The organism is Methylobacterium sp. E-041 (assembly GCF_022829665.1).
GTDB lineage: Bacteria > Pseudomonadota > Alphaproteobacteria > Rhizobiales > Beijerinckiaceae > Methylobacterium.
In genome coordinates, this window is sequence record NZ_JAKSYQ010000167.1 from 21,822 (window position 1) to 41,431 (window position 19,610).

The following is a 19,610-nucleotide window of genomic DNA, read 5'->3' on the forward strand; positions in this document are numbered from 1 at the left end:
GATAGTACTTGTTGCTTTTCAGCAACCCCGCGTACTTCTCAATATTATGACTGGATTATGACGAAGACTCCGACGTAGACTTCGCTAGTTCTGCTCTCCGAACGCCGAAGATCGGCACGAGGGGACGAATCATGGACTTCAAGCAGGGTGTCTCGATCGCCGCGGTGGTCGTCGCGGCCTATGGGCCGGCAGCCGTCCAGGCGCAGACCGCGAACACGACGCCGGCCAACGTCAACGTGCTGAACCTGCTCGCGCCGTTCCTCTCGCTGAACGGAACGGCGGTCGGGCAGCAGACGTTGCAGCTCAACCTCTCGCAGGCCATCGCCCAGAACCAGGGCGCCTCGGTCGCCGACCAGCAGCGGGCGATCAGCGACAAGGCGCTGCCCGGAAGCGCCGCCTTTGCGACGACGATCACCCTCCTCGACGGGACGCGGGTCAATCTCGGGCCGGGCGACAACCTCGCGGGCGGGCTGCCGCTGCAGGCGGCGCAGAGCGCGGGCGGCCTCAACCCCTACCAGCCCGTGGGCGGGCTCGGGCCGCAGCTCGGCGCGATCTACCAGACCGGCATCCGGGCGAGCACCGCGACGAGCGGGCCGCTCACCAACACCTTCAACCTCCTGAATCAGGCCTACACGGTGCTCAGCGCCAACCTCGGCGTGGCGAAGAGCTACTTCGCGAACGGGGCAGCGAACAACCCGAGCACCGCGCCCTCCGGCAACGCGCCGCCGATCCCGGCGGTGGCGCCGGCCGGCTACACCCTGCCCACCGGTCCCTACACGATCCCCGCCGGCTCGCCCGCCGGGGCGGCCGGGACGACCGGCACGCTGCCCAACCGCTTCGACAGCGTCCTCGACCTCGCCTACGGCGTCCGCAACACGCAAGCGGGCCAGGACGTCTACGGCTCCTCGCGGCCGATCCAGGTCGCCGCGAGCCGCTACAACGTGTTCGACCCGACGGCGCTGAGCGGCATCGCCACCAACCCGTCCTTCCCGAGCGGGCACACCCAGTACGCCTATACCGACGGCTACCTGCTCGCGATGCTGGTGCCGCAGCAGTACCAGAACATGCTGCTGCGCGCCTCGGACTACGCCAACGACCGCATCGTGCTCGGCGTGCACTATCCGCTCGACATCATCGCCTCGCGCGCCTTCTCGGCCTACGACTTCGCCCAGACCTTCACCAACCCGGCCTACATCAACAACGCCGCGACGACGGGCACGGCGATCAACATGCCGGGCCTGTTCACCCGGGCCGCGGCGGAGCTGCAGGCCTACGAGGCGGTGCAGTGCGGGAACACCGTCGCGGCCTGCGCGGCGAGTGCCGCCAACACCGCGAGCAACCCGTACGTGCCCTCCGCCGCCAACCAGGCGCTGTACCAGTCCCGCCTGACCTACGGCCTGCCGACCCTGACCTTCGCCCAGGCGCCGCGCGAGACGGCGCCCGTCAACGGCCCCGACGCCTCGATCCTGCTGGCGCCGCTCTACGGCGGCAGCACGACCGCCGCCAGGACGGTCGCGCCGAACGGCGGCCTCTACGGCAACCTGCAGACCGGCACGATCAACCAGATCCTCGTCAGCACCGAGACCAACGCGCTCGCCGCCTTCTACGGCACGGCGCTGAGCTACTGGAGCCGTCTCGACCTGTACTCGGCCGCCGGCTACTTCGGGAACGTCGCCGGCACCCTGCGGATGGATGCCGCCGACGCGCTGGCGACGAACGTCGCGGTCGGCAACGGCGGCGCGCTCTACGCCAACGGCACGATCGCCGGCCTCGCCACGGTCAACGACGGTGGCCTGCTCGGCGGCACCGGCACGGTCGGCGGCATCAGCGCGCTTTCGGGCGGCACGGTGGCGCCGGGCAACTCCATCGGCACGCTCACCGTCGCGGGCAACGCCGCGTTCGCGGCCGGCTCGGTGTTTCAGGTCGAGACCAACGCCGCCGGCCAGTCCGACCGGCTCGCGGTCGCCGGCACGGCGACGCTCGCTGGCGGCACCGTGCAGGTGCTCGCGGCGGCCGGCACCTACGATCCGCGCACGCAGTACGCGATCCTCACCGCCGGCGGCGGCGTGGCCGGGCAGTTCGCGGGCGTGACCGCGAACTTCGCCTTCCTCACCCCGACGCTGCGCTACCAGGCCAACGAGGTCGACCTCACACTGACCCGCAACGATATCGCGTTCGCGACGATCGCGCAGACCCGCAACCAGGGCGCGGTCGCCAACGCGATCCAGGCCGGGGGTCCCGGCACCGGCGCCTACGACCGCACCATCGGGCTGACGACGCCCGAGGCGGTCGGAGCCTTCCGGGCGCTGACCGGGGACATCCATGCCAGCGCGATCTCGACCGAGTTCGAGACCGCGTTCTTCGTCCGCGAGGCGATCCTGGACCGGATGCGCTGGGGCGCCCCCCCCGGCTTCGCGGAGGGCGCCGATTACGGACGCCTGCCGGCCGCCTACGCCGCCGACCTGCCCGGTCGCCGCGCCGCGCCGGTGCCGGTCGCCGTCCGCACCCTCGACCCGCGGGTGTTCGGGCTCTGGGGACAGGGCTTCGGCAGCTTCGGGCAGGCCCGCAGCGACGGCAACGCGGCGAGCCTGTCGCGCCAGACCTCGGGCTTCGTGCTCGGCGCCGATGTCCGCGTCGCGGGCGGCTTCCGCCTCGGCGTGGCCGGCGGCTACACCGCGACCAGCCTCGACACGGCCGGGCGCCTGCAATCGGGCTCGATCGAGAGCGGCTTCGGCGGCCTCTACGGCGGCTACGAGCGCGGGCCGGTCTCGCTGCGGCTGGGCGCCGTCTACGCCGACAACGCGGCGCGCCTGACCCGGACGGTGGCGTTCGCCGGCTTCGCCGACACGCCGAGCGCCCGCACCGGCGGCTCGACGATCCAGGGCTTCGGCGAGATCGGCTACAAGCTCTTCCTGGGCGGCGCCGCGCCGCCCGTCGGCCAGGACGCCGCCCCGGTCCCGGTGGCGCTCTCCTACATCGAGCCCTTCGTCGGGGGCGCCGTCGTCGCGATCGGCCGCGACCGCTTCACCGAGACCGGCGGGATCGCCGCGCTGACCGGGTTCGCCCGCGACTACGACCTCGGGGCGGCCACCGCCGGCGTACGGGCGCAGACGAGCTTCGATCTCGGCCTCGGCGCGCCGGTCTCGGCCCACGGCCTGCTCGGCTACCGCCGGGCCTTCGGCGACGTGGTGCCGACGGCGCTGCTGGCCTTCGGCGCCACCGGCCCGGCCTTCCTCACCGCGGGCATCCCGATCGACCGCGACGCCCTCGTGGCGGAAGCCGGCCTCGACCTGCGGGTCTCGGCCGCCGCCACCCTCGGCATCGCCTACACCGGCCAGGTCGGGTCCCGCGCCGAGGACCACGCCGTCAAGGGAAACTTCACCTACCGGTTCTGAGCTGTTTCGGACCCATCACGATCGGGCCAAATTCCCACCGCCGCGACCCTCGGGTCGCGGCGATTTTGCGTCGCACGCAATGTCCCTGCGCGCCGATCCAACCCCTCATCTCGATCCTGAACGCTTCCGAGAACCGGTAGCCTCGAAGGAGCCCGCCGGCCGGGCGCGCGATCGCAGGAGGGCTCCTTCGAGGCTGCCGAGGCAACACCTCAGGATGGAGGCCTGGGTGGGATGGACGAGATTTTTCCCCGTCCGGCTTTCCGGTGCGCGCTATCAGCGGAACGCCGGCAGGCACCTCAGTGGAGTCTGCGTCGGGCCATCCCGAAACACCCGCCCCATCAGCCGAATCGCGGCAGCGGCGCGATCCGGGGCACGTCGGTGCCGCCCTTGCGCTCGAGCAGGCCGGGCGGCGGAACCGGCGCCACGATCGTGCAGACGACGCCTGCGGGATCGAAGGCGAGATTGACCTCGCCGGCGAGCTCGCGGGCGAGGCTGCGCTCGATCAGCCGCGAGCCGAACCCGGTGCGCGTCGGCTTCGCCACCGGCGGGCCGCCGCTCTCGACCCATCGCAGGGTGAGGCTGACCTCGTCGTCACGCCGGAGCGTCCAGGCGATGTCGATGCGGCCGCCTTCGCGCGAGAGCGCACCGTACTTGACCGCGTTGGTGCCGAGCTCGTGCAGCGCCATCGCGATCGACAGCGCGATCCGCGGCGGCAGCCGCAACGGCGGCCCGGAGACACGGAAGCGCGAGACCTCCGGGGAATCGAGCGGGCGGATCGCGTCGGCGACGACCGTGGCGATCTCGGCCCCCTCCCAGCTCTCGCGGGTGAGCACGTCGTGGACGCGGGCGAGCGCCAGAAGCCGCGCCTCGAAGGCGCCGCGGGCCGCATCGGCCTCGGCCCCGTCGAGGCTGCGCAGGGACTGGTTGGCGATCGACTGGACGGTGGCCAGCGTGTTCTTCACCCGGTGGTTCAGCTCGTGGATCAGGAGCAGCAGGTGCTCCTCGGCGGACTTCGCATCGGTGATGTCGACGTTGCAGCCGGTGTAGCCGAGGAAGGTGCCGCCGTCGTCGAGGCGCGGCACGCCCTCGCAGCGGAGCCAGCGAACCGCCCCGTCGCGGTCGATCACCCGGACCTCGGTGCGGAAGGGCTTCCGCGCGTCGAAGGCGTCGGTGAAGGTGGCCGAGAAGCCGGCGAGGTCGTCGGGATGGACGATCTTGTGCCAGCCCTCGTTGGCCAGCGCCGTCGCCGGCATTCCGAAGATGTGCTCGAAATGCATGTTGACGAAGCTGACCGTCGCGGCCTCGTCCGTCATCCAGATGAGTGCCGGCGCGGAATCGGCCATGTGGCGGAAGCGCGCCTCGCTCTCCCGCAGCGCCGAGAGTCCGCGGCGCGTGTCGGCCAGCGCGCGGTCGCGCTCGCCCTCGCGGGTCTTCAACCGGAGCGAGGCGTCGGTGAGCACGTCGCCGAGGCGGCGGATCTCGTGCACCGGCGAGGCGATGCGCGGGATCGCCTCGCCGCGCGACAGGGCCGGGCCGGAGGCCGCGAGCTGGCGCAGCGGACGCGACACCCGCGACCACAGCACGACGGCGAGCGCCGACGACGTCGCCAGGACGAGAAGGCCGAACCCGCCGAAGGCCCAGACCCAGCGGCGCAGCCGCGCGTCGACGAGGGTCTGGGGGATGCTGGTGCCGACCGTCCACCCGGTGAGGCGCGAGCGCGCCTCCACCACGACGACCGGGCGGTGCTGCCGGTCCTTGCCCTGCCAGACGCCGGGCGTCTCGGTCTGGATCTGCCGCAGGCTGGCGAGGCGCGGGCGTCCGACGATCGCGCCCGGGTCGGGCAGGCGGGCGAGGACCAGCGCCTGCCGGTCGGAGATGCCGGTGGTCCAGCCCTCGACGACCTCGCGGGCGAGGATCGCCTGCAGGCGGCTCACGGGCGCGCTGAAACTGAGGATGTAGGCGACGTTCGGGCCGACCATCACCGGCACGGCGACACCGTAGGTGGCATCGCCCGGCATCGGCCCGGGAAGGTAGCCGGTCACCATCGCCCGCTGGGTGCCCGAGGCGATCTCCTTGTCGAACGGCAGCACGGTGATCGGCAGCATGCCGCCGCGCTTGATCCCGGTGTTGACGATCTGCTGCCCGTCGGGACGGCGCAGCATGATGTCGAGGTCGATCGCCTCGCGGACGAGACGGGCCTGCGCGTCGAAGGCCTCGAACTCGCCATCCTTCAGGCGCGGCGAGGTGGCGAGGGTCTGCAGCACCGAGACCAGGCCGGCGGTGTCGCGATCGATCGACAGGGCGATGCCGCGCACGTTCTCGCGGGCATCCTGCTCGAAGCGCGCACGCTCGACGGAGGCGTAGCGGGCGAGCAGGATCGCGGTGAAGATCAGGCCCGGCCCGATCAGCGCGATCACCAGCGCGACGAGGTAGACCTGCGTCGAGGCGCCGTTCCGCTCGAGCCGCTCGATGCGACGGCGGAGCCAGCTCGGACGCGGGCCGCGGCGGCCGCGGGCGGCGGGCAGCTCGCTCGGGCTCACCGCAGCATCCGGATCGCGGGCGGGCGCGGCGGCGTCATCGGGGGCGTAGTCCTGCAGCATCGCGCCATCACGGGTCGGACTTCGGCCGATCGGAGCTCGGCCGGTCGATATGGCCGAGATCGCGCGCCGGATCGAGCCGGTCGCGCACGCGCTGCTTCAGGGCCTTCACGTCGGGGAAGCCGCCGTCGCGGGTCCGCTCCCAGACCGTGTCGGGGCCGACGGTGATCGAGAAGGCGCCGCCGCTCGCCGGGATCAGCGCGACCTCGCCGAGGTCGTCGCGGAAGGTCGAGAGCAGTTCCTGCGCCATCCAGGCGGCCCGCAGGAGCCAGTTGCACTGGGTACAGTAGGTGATGGCAACGCGCGGCTTGTCCGCCGCAGCTTGAGGCGTGTCATCCATGGGGCGCACAGCGCACCGCGGCGATGGGCTTGTCAACCTCGACCGGCTCCGCCCGGACGATCGCGCGACGCATCGCGAACGCGCGGCGCAGCCCTTCTCCCGGCGGGTGCGGCACCCTATCTCACGTCGGCGTGATTACGGCCAAGCTGGGCCGGACGAGGCAGGCAGGAGTGGTGGACATGTCGTCGAGTGCGGACTTCGCAACGCCGCGGACCAGCCCGATCATCGCCCGCATCGCCGGTGCGCTGATCGCGATGCTGTTCGCGTCCTGCCTCTCCGGTTGCGGCGCGATCAACCGCGTTCCCACGCTGGAGGAGCAGGCGAAATCCTCCTGGAGCGAGGTGCAGAACCAGTACCAGCGCCGGGCCGACCTGATCCCGAACCTCGTCGAGACGGTGAAGGGCTACGCCAAGCAGGAGCAGGACACCCTGACCAAGGTGACCGAGGCCCGCGCCAACGCCACCAGCGTCAAGGTCGACGCCTCGACGATCACCGACCCGGCCAAGTTCAAGCAGTTCCAGGACGCGCAGAACCAGCTCAGCGGTGCGCTCGGGCGCCTGCTGGCCACGGTCGAAGCCTACCCCGACCTAAAGTCGAACCAGAACTTCCTGGCGCTGCAGTCGCAGCTCGAGGGCACCGAGAACCGGATCGCGGTGGCGCGGCGCGACTACATCGGCACGGTCCAGGCCTACAACACCGAGATCCGCACCATTCCCGGCCGCTGGATCGCGGCGTGGTTCTACCCGGAATCGAAGCCGATGGAGACCTTCACGGCAACGCCCAATTCCGAGCGGGCGCCGAACGTGAAGTTCTAGGGATTTCCCGCGCATGCGGCGCGGAGCGCTCAGGACCTTCCCCCTCGTCCTCGCCCTCGTGGCCTGCGCCGGGCTGTGGACGGCTGCGGCGGCCGCGGAGCTGACCTTCCCGAAGCTGACCGGGCGCGTCGTCGACGCCGCCGCGATCCTCACCCCCGAGCAGCGCGGGACCCTGGAGGCCAAGCTCAAGGCCTACGAGGACAGGACCTCCGATCAGGTCGTCGTCGCGACGGTGCCGAACCTTCAGGGCACCACGATCGAGGATTACGCCAACCGCCTGTTCCGGGAGTGGAAGATCGGTCAGGCGAGGACCAACAACGGCGCCCTGCTGATCGTGGCGCCGACCGAGCGCAAGGTCCGCATCGAGGTCGGCTACGGCCTCGAAGGCGCCCTCACCGACGCCCTGTCCCGCGTCATCATCGCGAGCGCGATCACGCCGCGCTTCAAGGAGGGCGACTTCGCCGGCGGGATCACCGCCGGCGTCGACGGCATGCTCTCGATCCTCTCGGGCGACGCCGAGGTCTGGCAGCGAAAGCCGAAGGTCCGGTCCGACGAGGTCGATCCGGCGCAGGTCGCGATCTTCATCGGCCTGTTCCTCCTCGTCCTGTTCGTGGCGTGGCGGATGAACCGCGGCGGCCGCGGGCGCGGCAGCGGCATCGTCTTTCTTCCCGGGCCGGGGACCGGCGGTTGGAGCGGCGGCACCTCGGGCGGGTTCGGCGGCGGCTTCTCCGATGGGGGCGGGTTCTCGGGCGGCGGCGGCTCGTCCGGCGGCGGAGGAGCCTCGGGTGATTGGTAGCCCCCTGCTCACGCCGGATGCCTGCGCACGGATCGAGCGAGCCGTCGGCCGCGCGGAGGCCGGCACCGCCGGCGAGATCGTGGTGATGGTGGCGGCCCGGGCCGGGCAGTACCGCTCGGTCGCGCACGTCGCGGCCCTCGTCGCCGGCCTGATCCTGCCCTGGCCGCTGCTGGTGCTGACCAGCTGGAGCACCGGAGCGATCCTGCTCGCGCAGGCCGCCCTCGTGGCGGCCCTCCTCGCGGCGGGCCTGTCGGAGCGGCTGCGCGTCGCTCTGACGCCGCGTCGTGTCCGGCGCTCGCGGGCTCGCGACGCCGCCCGCCGGGCGTTCTGGTCACGCGGGCTGGGACGCACCCGCGGACGGACCGGGATCCTGCTCTACCTGTCGCTGGCCGAGCATCATGCCGAGATCGTCGCCGACCAGGGCATCCTGGATCGCGTCGGCGCGGAGCACTGGACCGCGACGCTCGCCGACCTCACCACCGCCCTGCGCAGGGGCGAGGCGGAAGCCGGGCTTCTGCGCGCGGTCGAACGCATGGGAGCGGAGCTTGCGCGTCACGTGCCGGCCGGCCACGGCGACCCGGACGAGCTGCCGAACCACGTCATCGTCGTGGAATAGGACCGCAGCGGTCCGGACGATGACGGGAGACGCTCCCCGCACCGCGACGGAGGCGACCGCCCGGCCGGGATACCGGAAGCGGATATCCGCTCACCCCCTCACCGTGAGAGTTGTGGGGATGAGAAACGAGGGGCCGGGCCGGTCCTAGCCGCCGGTGACGCTCATGTGACGCGGGACCGCGGCCGGGCGCTGGCGCTCGATGACGAAGTCGTGTCCCTTCGGCTTGCGCGAGATCGCCTCGACCACGGCCGCCGTCACGAGCGCGTCGTCGGGCGAGGCACGCAGCGCCGCGCGGAGGTCCGCGGCGTCCTCCTGGCCGAGGCACATGTAGAGCTTGCCGGTGCAGGTCAGGCGCACGCGGTTGCAGCTCTCGCAGAAATTGTGGGTCAGCGGCGTGATGAAGCCGAGGCGCCCGCCGGTCTCCTCGACGCGGACGTAGCGGGCCGGGCCGCCGGTGCGGTCGGGCAGCGGCGTCATCGTGTAGCGGTGCTCGAGACGCGCGCGGGCGACCGAGAGCGGCAGGAACTGGTCGGTGCGGTCGCCGTCGACCTCGCCCAGCGGCATCACCTCGATCAGCGTCATGTCCATGCCGAGGCCGTGGGCCCAGGCGATCATGTCGGCGATCTCGTCCTCGTTGACGCCCTTCAGCGCCACCGCGTTGATCTTCACCTTGATGCCGGCGGCCCGCGCCGCCGCGATGCCGTCGAGCACCACGGGCAGGTCGCCGCGGCGGGTGATCGCGCGGAACTTCTCCGGGTCGAGGGTATCGAGCGAGACGTTGACCCGGCGGATGCCGAGCTCGGCGAGCTCGGCCGCGAAGCGCCCGAGCTGGGTGCCGTTGGTGGTGAGCGTCAGCTCGTCCAGCGCACCGGTGCCGAGATGGCGGGACAGGCGGCGGAACAGGTGCATGATGTCGCGACGCACCAGCGGCTCGCCGCCGGTGATCCGCAGCTTGCGCACGCCGCGATCGATGAACACCCCGCAGAGCCGGTCGAGCTCTTCCAGCGTGAGCAGGTCGCGCTTGGGCAGGAAGTTCATCTCCTCCGACATGCAGTAGACGCAGCGCAGGTCGCAGCGGTCGGTCACGGAGATGCGCAGGTAGGTGATCGCCCGCTGGAACGGGTCGATCAGCGGCGCCGGCTGAACGTGGCTTTGATGGCCCATGCGGGACTCTGAAGGCGGCGATGCAGTTTCCGCGCGGCGATCGGATGACGAACCTAGCATGGATGCGCATATGATGGGACGCAGGCCCGTGGGCAAGCGCGTGCAGGGACGCAGACGCGCCACCGGCCTCAGAAGTTGCAAGGGAGTTCGACCGTGACCGAGGAACGCTGGCCGACCGAGATCCGGCTTTCGGGAGACAAGCGCGTGCTCAACATCGCCTTCGACGATGGTGGGCGCTACGCGCTGCCGGCGGAGTATCTGCGGGTGTCGAGCCCGTCGGCCGAGGTGCAGGGCCACTCGCCGGCCGAGCGCAAGGTGATCGGCGGCAAGCGCGCAGTCGCGATCCTCGAGATCCAGCCGGTCGGCAACTACGCGGTCAAGCTCGGCTTTGACGACATGCACGACACCGGCATCTTCGGCTGGGGCTACCTGCACGAGCTCGGCCGCGAGTACGACGCCCGCTGGTCGACCTACCTCAGCGAGCTGGCCGAGCGCGGCCTGGACCGGGAGACCGCGAAGGTCGCCCCGATCAAGGGGGGCTCCCCCAAGGACGCCGGCGCGAAGAGCGGATGCGGCGGCGGCGGGTGCCACTGAGACCCGCCAGCGAAACGAGAAAGGCCGGCGTCTCCGCCGGCCTTTCTCGTTCTGCAACCGTCCCGTTCCGGACCGGCGATCGGCCGATCAGCGCTGGACGATGACCTTCGTGCCGACCTTGGCGCGGGTGTAGAGGTCGATCACGTCCTCGTTGGCCATGCGGATGCAGCCCGAGGACACGGCGGTGCCGATGGTCTCCGGCTCGTTCGAGCCGTGGATGCGGTAGATCGAGCCGCCGAGATACATCGCGCGGGCGCCGAGCGGGTTCTCGATGCCGCCCTTCATGAAGCGCGGCAGGTCGGGGCGGCGGCGCAGCATGGTCGCCGGCGGGCGCCAATCCGGCCATTCCTTCTTCATCGTGATGTTCTGCACGCCGCCCCAGGTGAAGCCGGGACGGCCGACGCCGACGCCGTAGCGCAGAGCCTCGCCGTTGCCGAGGATGTAGTACAGGCGGCGCTCGGCGGTGGAGACGACGATGGTGCCGGCCGAGTACGGGCCGTTATAGGCCACGGTCTCGCGCGGAACCGCCGACATCTGCGGGACGGCGGAGGCCATCGGGTCGGCTGCGTTGAGCGAAGCGTTGGCCGTCGGGACCGCCACGGCCTGGACCGCCTGCGGGCGCACGCGCACCGACAGCGCGTTGTCCAGCGGCTGACGGGTCAACGGGTCGATCTCGTAGGCGAGTGCAGGCGCCGCCCAGGCGGCAGCCGCACAGACGAGCCCGATCAGGGCGAAGTTACGACGCATCAAGGCCTCTCAAAAGGCAGGCGAAAATTGTGGAGAACGCGGTGGACGACGCTTCGGCACGATGCCGTGCCAAGTCTCGCCAAGGGGTAAACGAGCGCGGCCCAAAGCCAAGCCTGAAACCGCGCCGCACCATGGTTCGCGTCGCGCCGTGACACGGTGGCAACACTGTGGCAGCTTTGCCGTATCGGAGCGAGAACGTGGCCGGGTCGCGCGCTGTGGATAACGAACGCTGAAACATCTTTTGCCGGCAGCTGCCGAATACGGCGACGGTGCGGCGGGATCGAGATGAGGACCTGCCGCGACGTGACGCGAACCGATCGTCATCCGGTCGAGCGCTGTCCTAGCCGCGACATCGCGCGGGCTTTGTAGTCTATTCGGCACCATGCCCCGATACGGATGCCTGCCGCACCGGATAGGAGATCGTCGCCCGTATCCTGAGACCACGGGCCACCTTCCGAAGCGCGTTCCTCAAGATCGAGGACGCGCTTTTTCCTTTTGGAGGGCTCGACCGCTGGCTCAGCGCGACTCGACCAGCACCGGCAGGCCGCCCTTCGGCTGCAGGCTGATCGCGCCGAACGGCACCACCGGCGCGTCGGAGGCGAGGCGGAAGCGGAAGCGGCGCCCGAGCACGGCGATCACGACCAGCATCTGCGTCAGCGCGAAGGATGCCCCGACGCAGACCCGCGGGCCGGTCGCGAACGGCAGGTAGGCGAGCCGCGGGCGGCCGACGCCGTTGCCTTCCGTGAAGCGCTCGGGATCGAACAGGTCGGGATCGCGCCAGAGCTTTCGGTGCCGGTGCACGATCCACGGCATCACGGCGATGATCGCGCCGCGCCGGACCCGGTGGCCGCCGACGACGTCGCGAGCCGCGGCCTGCCGCAGGATGGCGGGGATCGGCGGATACAGCCGCATCACCTCGTCGAGCACGCGGCGGGTATAGGGCAGCTTGTCCAAGGCGTCGGGGGTCGCGACGCCGTCGGGCATCGCCGCGTCGAGCTCGGCATGGAAGCGCGCCTCGACGGTGGGATGCAGGGCGAGGAGGTACCAGATCCAGGTCAGCGCTCGCACGGAGGCCGCGCCGCCGGCGATCAGGCTCGCGGCCTCGTCGCGCACCTCCGCATCCGGCAGGCCTTCGCCGGTCTGCCGGTCGCGCCCGTGGGCGAGGCGCCACAACAGGTCGTGCGGGCCGGCGTAGTCCGGCCCTCGCCGTGCGGCGATCATCGCGTGCAGGTCGGCGTCGAGCAGCGGCAGAGCCGGGTCGCGGCGGCGGTGGACGAGGCGGTCCGCGAGCCAAGGCGGCTTCGGGATCAGGTCGATCAGCCGCGGCTTGTGCGGCACCTTCGAAAGCCAGCGCAGGATCGGCAACCCGGCAGGATCGCCGCCGGTGACCACCTGGTTCCACAGCAGCGTCGAGAGGCTTCCGACCGAGCGCTCGATATCGACCGGCGCGGTCGAGCCCTCGGCCTCGACCGCGTCGGCGATGCGGCCGGCCAGTTCCAGCATCGCCGGGATGTCGGGACGGATCGAGCGCGGATCGATCGTCGGCGTCGCGACGCGGCGGTGCCGCCGCCAGACCTCGCCCTCGCTCGCCAGGGTGCCGGTGCGCAGATCGGTCTCGAACAGGCGGCGGATCGAGGTCACGCGGGGATAGTTGTCGAACCGGTCGATCAGCACGTGACGGATCGCGTCAGGATCGCTGACGAAGAGGACCTGCTGGCTCCAGTAGTTGCGCGGGACGATCAGGCGCTCGAACAGCTCGGCGTCGCAGGCCGCGAGCGAGTTGGTCGCGGCGGTCCTCAGGAAGGTCCAGGTCGGCAGCCGCCGGGCCGGACGCGGCGGCATGCCGGGAATCGGCGGATCGCCGGCCGCCGAAGCCGCCCGTTCCGCCACGTCGTCCGATACGCCGACCGCCATGGAACCCCGACCCGATTTCCGGGCCGGATGCTGCCGGACCGCCTCGCCTCGCCCCGAGACGGACCTCCCATGCCGATCCGACAGTCGCGGCACAAGGCCTGATGCCGCGAGGCACCTACCGGTCCGGGTGTTCCGGTCAGGCGGCGTCGAGGCCGAGATCGATGATCGCGGCGCTGTGGGTGATCCAGCCGCAGGAGATCAGGTCGACCCCCGACGCCGCCACCGCGCCGATGGTCGCCGCGGTGATCCGGCCCGAGGCTTCCGAAAGCGCACGCCCGTCGATCATCGCCACCGCCCGGGTGAGCTGCTCCGGGTTCATGTTGTCGAGGAGCACCGCGTCGGCGCCGACCGAAAGCGCCTCCTGCAGCTGGTCGAGCGTGTCGACCTCGACCTCGATCTTGACGAGGTGCCCTGCCCGGGCGCGCGCCCGCTCGATCGCCGGGACGATGCCGCCGGCCACCGCCACGTGGTTGTCCTTGATCAACACCGCGTCGTCGAGGCCGAAGCGGTGATTCGAGCCGCCGCCGGCGCGCACCGCGTGCTTCTCCAGCGTGCGCAGGCCCGGCGTGGTCTTGCGGGTACAGACGATTGAGGCCTTGCCGTGCGGCCGCGCCGCCTCGACGAGCCCTGCCGTGGCGGTCGCGACGCCCGACATCCGGCAGAGCAGGTTCAGCGCGACGCGCTCGGCGGTAAGGATCGCGCGGGCCGGCCCCGAGAGCCGGATCACCACGTCGCCGGGCGCGACGCGGGCGCCGTCGCCGCGCTCGACCACGGCCCGCACCGCCGGATCGATCAGGGCGAAGGCGATCACCGCGGCGTCGACGCCGGAGATCACGCCGTCCTGGCGGGCGGCGATGACGCCGTCCAGGCGTGCGTCCGGCGGCACGATCGCATCGGTGGTGATGTCTCCGGCGCGGCCGAGATCCTCGAGCAGCGCGGCGCGGACGATCGGCTCCACGAGGAGCCGCGGCAGGGGCAGGATATCGCTCATCGGGCCAACGCCTCGTCGGTGCGCGCGGGTTCGGATGGGGCCGCGCCGGGGCTGCGCAGCGTCGCCTCGGTGTGCCGGGCCGGCGCGGCGTGCGGATGGTCGCTGCGCCAGTGGCCGCCGCGGCTCTCGCAGCGACCGAGTGCCGCCTGCGCCATCATCAGGGCGGTGAGCCCGGCGTCGCAGCCCGTTTCGGCCAAGCGCGACAGGCCGTCGACGGCGATCTGCAGGCCGGCCGCGTCGCGGACCACGCCGACATGGCGCTCCATGATCGCCCGGATCGCCGGCAGGTCGCTCGATGCGCGCGCGGTGCGGATCTCGGGCAGGACGGCGGCCGGAGGCATCGCGTCGAAGGCGTCGGCGATGAAGCCGGAGAAGGCCAGCGCCTCGAGCAGCGAGTTGCTGGCGAGCCGGTTCGCGCCGTGCAGGCCGGTCGAGGCGACCTCGCCGTTGGCGTAGAGGCCGGGAACGCTCGACGCGCCGGTGCCGTCCACCTGGATGCCGCCCATGTGGTAGTGCGCGGCCGGCCGCACCGGGATCGCCTGCCGCGCCGGATCGATGCCGGCCGTCGCGCACAGGCCCGCGACGGTGGGGAAGCGCGTCGGCATCGCCGCGCCGAGCGCCCCGCGGGTGTCGAGGTAGACCGTGCGGCCCCGCGCCAGGGCCTGGAAGATGCCGCGGGCGACGACGTCGCGCGGCGCGAGGTCGCCGCCGGCGATGCCGGCCATCACGGCGGCGCCGGTCTCGTCGACGAGCCGGGCGCCCTCCCCCCGCAGCGCCTCGGTGGCGAGCGGCATCGGGTCGGCGCCGACGGCGATCGCCGTCGGGTGGAACTGCACGAATTCGAGGTCGCGCATCACCGCGCCGGCCCGGGCCGCCAGCGCGAGGCCGCGGCCGGTGGCGCCGCGCGGGTTCGTGGTCGAGGCGTAGAGCGCGCCGACCCCGCCCGTGGCGAGCACGACGGCGCGGGCACGGATGCGGAAGCGCGCGCCGTCGCGCTCGCACACGACGCCGGCCGCCGCCCCGTTCTCGTCCTGAAGCAGGTCGTGGACCGAGGCGGTCACCACCTCGATGGAGGGCGTCGCGAACACCGCACGCACCAAGGTCTCGAGGACGCGCGCGCCGGTGGAGTCGCCGCCCGCCCGCACGATTCGGCGGCGGCCGTGAGCCGCCTCCAGGCCGAGCGCCAGAGCACCGTCGGCGTCGCGGTCGAACGGCGCGCCGAGCGAGACCAGCCAGTCGATCAGCCGCGGACCTTCCGCGGCCACCCGAAGGGCGACCGCAGGATCGGTGAGGCCGGCACCCGCAGCCTCGGTGTCGGCGGCATGGAGCGACGGGGCGTCGTCGGCGCCGATCGCGGCGGCGATGCCGCCCTGCGCCCAGCCGGTGGCGGTGCCGAGCCCGAGGGGCGCGGCGCTGACCAGCGTCACCGGCCGCGGCGCGAGCCGCAGGGCGACGCTCAGGCCCGCGACGCCGGCGCCGACGACGACGACGCGGTCGGCGGGGTTGCGCGAGAACGCGTTCATCGCGCACCCACCGCGAGCATGCGCTCCACCGCGGCGCGCGCCCGGTCGGCCAAAGCCGGGTCGACGACGACCTCGTGGGTCAGGGTCTCCAGGGCGTGCCGGATGTTCGACAGGCTCATCCGCTTCATGTGCGGGCACATGTTGCACGGCTTGATGAACTCGATGTCCGGGTTCGCGGCCGCGATGTTGTCGGCCATCGAGCACTCGGTCACGAGCACGACCTGCGCCGGGCGCTTCTCGGTGACGAAGTTCATCATCATCGCGGTCGAGCCCGAGAAGTCGGATTCGGCGACGACGTCCGGCGGGCATTCCGGGTGGGCGATGACGGTGACGCCGGGATAGCTCTCGCGCACCTCGCGGATGTCGGCTGGGGTGAAGCGCTCGTGCACCTCGCAATGCCCGGCCCAGGTGAGGATCTCGATCTCGGGCAGCACCGCCTGGACGTTCTGCGCCAGGAACTCGTCGGGGATCATCAGCACGCGCTTCACGCCGAGCGAGCGGATCACCTCGACGGCGTTGCCGGAGGTGCAGCACAGGTCGGACTCGGCCTTCACCGCCGCGGAGGTGTTGACGTAGGTCACGATCGGCACGCCGGGATACTTGGCGCGCAGGCCGCGCACGTCGGCGGCGGTGATCGAGTCGGCGAGCGAGCAGCCGGCGCCGAGGTCCGGGATCAGGACGGTCTTGCCCGGGTTCAGCAGCTTGGCCGTCTCGGCCATGAAGTGCACGCCGGCGAGCACGATCACGTCGGCCTTCACCGTCACCGCCTCGCGGGCGAGCGCCAGGCTGTCGCCGACGATGTCGGCCACCGTGTGGAAGATCTCCGGCGCCTGATAGTTGTGCGCCAGGATCACGGCGTTGCGCTCGCGCTTGAGGCGGAGGATCGCCTCGATGTCGGGGGCGAGCGCCGGCCATTCGATCGCCGGGATGTGCCGGCTGACCCGGGCGTAGATCTCGGGCAGCGGCATCCCTGCCGGAACGGCGCGGGGGGCGGAGACGGGAAACGCGGTCGACGCCATGGCGCCCTCCATTATGCTCAGTTTGAGCATTGTGCCGCCTAAGTTAGGCGCGCCGGATCGCCGTGTCTAGATATGCTGAGACTGAGCATAACGGTTTTGCGACGCACCCTGCGCGATGCGTCGCACAACGCCGTCGCCCCGGTCCGAGGCTCGCGCGCTTCCGGCGTGATGGGCTCGTGCAGGACAGGTTGGTCGTCCTGTCCGGGATGCGGAATTTTTGACCAGGACGCGGGCCGTGGGAGGACCGACGCCTCGCCGCGATGAGGCAGCAATGCCTAGATCGCCGCAGGCCGAAACCGCTCAAAGATAACCTATGTTGCTGCGGCACCCGATCGATTGCGCGACATCGCGAGCCGGTGCCGAGGCGCCATCGGAACTCCAGCTGCGCGGGGCACGATGCTCATCACCACGGAAGACAGCAATGGCTCCTCGGACTCCCTGTCCGTCGCGGCGCCGAAACTGTCCGATGCGATCCGCATCCATCTCGGTGAGCATCTTCGAACCACGTATGCCGCCTCGATGCAGGCCCCGCCGCCGTCCCATCTCGGCGATCTGCTGGCGCGCCTCGAAGTTGTTCTTGCCGACGCGCAGGGGCGCGACGACGCGGCGTTCAAGGCCGGCCTGCTCGAAGCCGCCACCAGCCTGCACAGCTTCGCCATCTCGCTGACCCGCAACCCCTCGGCGGCCGACGATCTCGTGCAGGACACGATGCTGCGCGCGTGGCGCAGCCGCGGCAGCTTCAAGGTCGGGACCAACCTCGGCGCCTGGCTGTTCACCATCATGCGCAACGCCTTCTACAGCGTCCACCGCAAGCACGCCCGCGAGGTCGCCGACAGCGACGGCGATCACGCCGCGCGCCTGACGAGCCTGCCCGAGCAGGGCGGCCACCTCGATCTTCAGGACGTGCAGGCCGCGCTCGGGCGCCTGTCGCCGCCGATGCGCGAGGCGCTGATCCTCGTCGCCGTCGAGAACGTGTCGTACGAAGAGGCGGCGACGATCCTCAAGTGCCGGATCGGCACCGTGAAGAGCCGCGTGTGGCGCGCCCGCGACCAACTCGCGCACATGCTCGGCTATACCGGCGCCGAGGTCGGCGCCGACCACCTCACGCTCTCGGCGATCGGCGAAGGCGGCCTCGCCGCCGGTGCCTGAGCGGACCGTGCCTTCGCGGGCGCGACCTGCCCCTTCGCGGGCGCGACCTGCGTCGTCGAGCGCGAGCGGCAGCACCAAGGTCGAGAGCGATCCCTGAAGCCGGCAGCGCGCTGCGTCCGGGTCGTCGAACCATGCCGCCGCACCGCGCGCCGATCGCGATCACATTCTTTATCCAACCGCGCCGATCCGGCGCAGTCTGGAACGGATCGAATCAATCCGTCTGGCGTTCCCGTTGCAATACCGCCCTGCGGGCACGCACTTCGCCCGCACCACAGCCGCCGGCACCACCGGTCGCACGGGACAGCGAGCATGACGGACAAGACACGAGACGGCGCCTTCGCGCTGACGCGGCGGACGCTGATGGAGAGCTGCGCCGTCGCGGCGGCCGCCACCGGCTTCGGCCTGCCGGCAAAGCCGGCCTTCGCGGACGCACCGGGCGATCCGGCGCCGCAGATGCTGTCGGTCCGCCTGACGGTGAACGGCACCGAGCACGACCTCACCCTCGACACGCGCACCACCCTGCTCGACGCGCTGCGCGAGCATCTCGACCTCAACGGCTCGAAGAAGGGCTGCGACCACGGCCAATGCGGCGCGTGCACGGTGCTGGTGGATGGGCGCCGGATCAATTCCTGCCTGACGCTCGCCGCGATGCACGATGGCGACGCGATCACCACGATCGAAGGCTTGGGCACCGAGGAGCAGCTCCACCCGATCCAGGCGGCGTTCCTTCAGCATGACGGGTTCCAGTGCGGCTACTGCACGCCGGGCCAGATCTGCTCCAGCGTCGGCATGCTGGCGGAAGTCAAGGCGGGCTGGCCGAGCCACGTCACCGAAGACCTCGTCGGCAAGGCGGCGTTCACCGATGCCGAGATCCGCGAGCGGATGAGCGGCAACCTGTGCCGCTGCAGCGCCTACCCGAACATCGTCGCGGCGATCCGCGACGTCGCCGGCACCGAACTCTAGAGGCGCGCGCGATGAAAGCCTTCACCTACGAGCGGCCTTCCACCGTCCGCGACGCGGCGCGGCTCGCGGCGGACCGGCCGAATGCCAAGTTCATCGCCGGCGGCACCAACCTGCTCGACCTGATGAAGCTCCAGGTCGAGACGCCGGCGACCCTGATCGACGTCAACCGGCTGCCCCTCGACAAGGTCGAGGCCACGCCGGAGGGCGGCCTGCGCATCGGCGCGCTCGTGCGCAACTCCGATCTCGCCGCCGACCCGCGGGTGCGGAAGGATTACGCGGTGCTGAGCAAGGCCCTGCTCGCGGGCGCTTCGGGGCAGCTGCGCAACAAGGCCACGACCGCCGGAAACCTGCTCCAGCGCACGCGGTGCTACTATTTCTACGACACGTCGAAACCCTGCAACAAGCGCGAGCCAGGCTCGGGCTGCTCGGCGATCGGCGGGTTCAACCGCATCATGGCGGTGCTCGGCACCAGCGATGCCTGCATCGCCACCAACCCCTCCGACATGAATGTCGCGATGCGGGTCCTCGATGCCAGCGTCGAGACGCTGTCGCCGAACGGCGCGACCCGCGCGATCCCGATGGCACAGTTCCACCGCCTGCCGGGCGACACCCCGCAGATCGAGACCGCCCTGCAGCCGGGCGAGATCATCACGGCCGTGACGCTGCCGAAGCCCGTCGAGGGCCTGCACGTGTATCGCAAGGTGCGCGACCGCGCCTCCTACGCCTTCGCCACGGTCTCGATCGCGGCCGTCATCGGCAAGGCGGACGGCAAGATCACGCAGGCGCGGATGGCCTTCGGCGGCCTCGCGCACAAGCCGTGGCGGGTCGAGGCGGCCGAGGCCGTGCTCGCCAGGGGCGGTAGCGCCGACGACGCTGCGGATGCGGTCCTGGACGGCGCCCGCGGCTACGGCACCAACGACTTCAAGATCCCGCTGACCCGGCGGACGCTCCGCGCGGTGGTGACTGACGCCACCCGGACCTGACCGT

At 71.5% G+C, this 19,610-nt stretch carries 16 protein-coding genes; 8 read left to right on the forward strand and 8 right to left on the reverse strand.

What is annotated here, in order from left to right:
* Positions 1–131: 131 nt before the first annotated feature.
* On the forward strand, positions 132–3,395 hold the full coding sequence (locus MKK70_RS30655) for an autotransporter domain-containing protein (protein ID WP_279603661.1): 3,264 nt from the start codon (positions 132–134) through the stop codon (positions 3,393–3,395).
* Positions 3,396–3,733: 338 nt separating this feature from the next.
* On the opposite strand, the gene MKK70_RS15110 is transcribed toward MKK70_RS30655, so the two are convergent.
* Together MKK70_RS15110 and MKK70_RS15115 are read right to left on the reverse strand one after the other, a co-directional pair.
* Complete coding sequence (locus MKK70_RS15110; RefSeq protein ID WP_243935552.1) at positions 3,734–5,995, reverse strand: sensor histidine kinase; 2,262 nt, start codon at positions 5,993–5,995, stop codon at positions 3,734–3,736.
* Positions 5,996–6,002: 7 nt separating this feature from the next.
* Entirely contained in the window at positions 6,003–6,332 is a 330-nt protein-coding gene (locus tag MKK70_RS15115) for a SelT/SelW/SelH family protein (RefSeq protein ID WP_147844652.1), read from the reverse strand.
* A 179-nt stretch (positions 6,333–6,511) separates the two neighbouring features.
* Between MKK70_RS15115 and MKK70_RS15120 the strand changes: the two genes are divergently transcribed.
* The 3 genes from MKK70_RS15120 to MKK70_RS15130 are packed head-to-tail and all read left to right on the forward strand — an operon-like array spanning position 6,512 to position 8,559.
* Positions 6,512–7,147, forward strand: coding sequence for a LemA family protein (locus tag MKK70_RS15120; RefSeq protein ID WP_147859166.1), 636 nt, complete (start codon positions 6,512–6,514; stop codon positions 7,145–7,147).
* A 13-nt stretch (positions 7,148–7,160) separates the two neighbouring features.
* Positions 7,161–7,943 carry a TPM domain-containing protein gene (locus tag MKK70_RS15125; protein ID WP_243948704.1) on the forward strand — a complete coding sequence of 261 codons (783 nt, stop codon included), beginning with the start codon at positions 7,161–7,163 and terminating at the stop codon, positions 7,941–7,943.
* Positions 7,933–8,559, forward strand: coding sequence for a TPM domain-containing protein (locus MKK70_RS15130; protein ID WP_243948706.1), 627 nt, complete (start codon positions 7,933–7,935; stop codon positions 8,557–8,559). Before MKK70_RS15125 ends, MKK70_RS15130 begins: the two co-directional genes overlap by 11 nt.
* Before the next feature lie 144 nt (positions 8,560–8,703).
* Here the strand turns inward: MKK70_RS15130 and moaA are convergent, their stop codons facing one another.
* On the reverse strand, positions 8,704–9,723 hold the full coding sequence (gene moaA, locus MKK70_RS15135) for a GTP 3',8-cyclase MoaA (RefSeq protein ID WP_147843840.1): 1,020 nt from the start codon (positions 9,721–9,723) through the stop codon (positions 8,704–8,706).
* Positions 9,724–9,876: 153 nt separating this feature from the next.
* Here moaA and MKK70_RS15140 point away from each other — a divergent pair, with 153 nt between their 5' ends.
* The gene (locus tag MKK70_RS15140; RefSeq protein ID WP_243948708.1) at positions 9,877–10,317 is read left to right on the forward strand and encodes a gamma-butyrobetaine hydroxylase-like domain-containing protein; all 441 of its coding nucleotides are present in this window, start codon (positions 9,877–9,879) and stop codon (positions 10,315–10,317) included.
* Positions 10,318–10,404: 87 nt separating this feature from the next.
* Here MKK70_RS15140 and MKK70_RS15145 read toward each other — a convergent pair whose 3' ends face one another.
* From MKK70_RS15145 to nadA, 5 genes are all read right to left on the reverse strand, one after another.
* A complete protein-coding gene (locus tag MKK70_RS15145; RefSeq protein ID WP_147843841.1) occupies positions 10,405–11,064 on the reverse strand; it encodes a L,D-transpeptidase in 660 nt (219 codons plus the stop codon).
* A gap of 516 nt (positions 11,065–11,580) precedes the next feature.
* Complete coding sequence (locus tag MKK70_RS15150) at positions 11,581–12,978, reverse strand: cytochrome P450 (RefSeq protein WP_243935558.1); 1,398 nt, start codon at positions 12,976–12,978, stop codon at positions 11,581–11,583.
* A 136-nt stretch (positions 12,979–13,114) separates the two neighbouring features.
* Positions 13,115–13,969 (reverse strand): carboxylating nicotinate-nucleotide diphosphorylase, encoded by an 855-nt coding sequence (nadC, locus tag MKK70_RS15155; RefSeq protein WP_243948710.1) that lies wholly within the window; start codon positions 13,967–13,969, stop codon positions 13,115–13,117.
* Positions 13,966–15,492 carry an L-aspartate oxidase gene (locus tag MKK70_RS15160; protein WP_243948712.1) on the reverse strand — a complete coding sequence of 509 codons (1,527 nt, stop codon included), beginning with the start codon at positions 15,490–15,492 and terminating at the stop codon, positions 13,966–13,968. The genes nadC and MKK70_RS15160 overlap by 4 nt, the downstream gene beginning before the upstream one ends.
* Positions 15,489–16,511, reverse strand: coding sequence for a quinolinate synthase NadA (gene nadA, locus MKK70_RS15165; RefSeq protein ID WP_147724910.1), 1,023 nt, complete (start codon positions 16,509–16,511; stop codon positions 15,489–15,491). The genes MKK70_RS15160 and nadA overlap by 4 nt, the downstream gene beginning before the upstream one ends.
* Positions 16,512–16,907: 396 nt before the next feature.
* Here nadA and MKK70_RS15170 point away from each other — a divergent pair, with 396 nt between their 5' ends.
* The 3 genes from MKK70_RS15170 (at position 16,908) to MKK70_RS15180 (ending at position 19,606) form a co-directional block, all read left to right on the forward strand.
* The gene (locus MKK70_RS15170; protein ID WP_147724908.1) at positions 16,908–17,660 is read left to right on the forward strand and encodes a sigma-70 family RNA polymerase sigma factor; all 753 of its coding nucleotides are present in this window, start codon (positions 16,908–16,910) and stop codon (positions 17,658–17,660) included.
* A gap of 309 nt (positions 17,661–17,969) precedes the next feature.
* Positions 17,970–18,623 (forward strand): aldehyde dehydrogenase iron-sulfur subunit PaoA, encoded by a 654-nt coding sequence (gene paoA / locus MKK70_RS15175; protein ID WP_147724904.1) that lies wholly within the window; start codon positions 17,970–17,972, stop codon positions 18,621–18,623.
* 11 nt (positions 18,624–18,634) lie between these two features.
* Complete coding sequence (locus tag MKK70_RS15180) at positions 18,635–19,606, forward strand: xanthine dehydrogenase family protein subunit M (protein WP_147841360.1); 972 nt, start codon at positions 18,635–18,637, stop codon at positions 19,604–19,606.
* Positions 19,607–19,610: the final 4 nt, after the last annotated feature.

Bases quoted from the DNA above. Each gene is read 5' to 3' on its own strand.
- MKK70_RS30655 (WP_279603661.1), top strand. From the start codon at position 132: ATGGACTTCAAGCAGGGTGTCTCGATCGCCGCGGTGGTCGTCGCGGCC.
- MKK70_RS15110 (WP_243935552.1), bottom strand. From the start codon at position 5,995: ATGCTGCAGGACTACGCCCCCGATGACGCCGCCGCGCCCGCCCGCGAT.
- MKK70_RS15115 (WP_147844652.1), bottom strand. From the start codon at position 6,332: ATGGATGACACGCCTCAAGCTGCGGCGGACAAGCCGCGCGTTGCCATC.
- MKK70_RS15120 (WP_147859166.1), top strand. From the start codon at position 6,512: ATGTCGTCGAGTGCGGACTTCGCAACGCCGCGGACCAGCCCGATCATC.
- MKK70_RS15125 (WP_243948704.1), top strand. From the start codon at position 7,161: ATGCGGCGCGGAGCGCTCAGGACCTTCCCCCTCGTCCTCGCCCTCGTG.
- moaA (WP_147843840.1), bottom strand. From the start codon at position 9,723: ATGGGCCATCAAAGCCACGTTCAGCCGGCGCCGCTGATCGACCCGTTC.
- MKK70_RS15145 (WP_147843841.1), bottom strand. From the start codon at position 11,064: ATGCGTCGTAACTTCGCCCTGATCGGGCTCGTCTGTGCGGCTGCCGCC.
- MKK70_RS15150 (WP_243935558.1), bottom strand. From the start codon at position 12,978: ATGGCGGTCGGCGTATCGGACGACGTGGCGGAACGGGCGGCTTCGGCG.
- nadC (WP_243948710.1), bottom strand. From the start codon at position 13,969: ATGAGCGATATCCTGCCCCTGCCGCGGCTCCTCGTGGAGCCGATCGTC.
- MKK70_RS15160 (WP_243948712.1), bottom strand. From the start codon at position 15,492: ATGAACGCGTTCTCGCGCAACCCCGCCGACCGCGTCGTCGTCGTCGGC.
- nadA (WP_147724910.1), bottom strand. From the start codon at position 16,511: ATGGCGTCGACCGCGTTTCCCGTCTCCGCCCCCCGCGCCGTTCCGGCA.
- MKK70_RS15170 (WP_147724908.1), top strand. From the start codon at position 16,908: ATGCTCATCACCACGGAAGACAGCAATGGCTCCTCGGACTCCCTGTCC.
- paoA (WP_147724904.1), top strand. From the start codon at position 17,970: ATGACGGACAAGACACGAGACGGCGCCTTCGCGCTGACGCGGCGGACG.
- MKK70_RS15180 (WP_147841360.1), top strand. From the start codon at position 18,635: ATGAAAGCCTTCACCTACGAGCGGCCTTCCACCGTCCGCGACGCGGCG.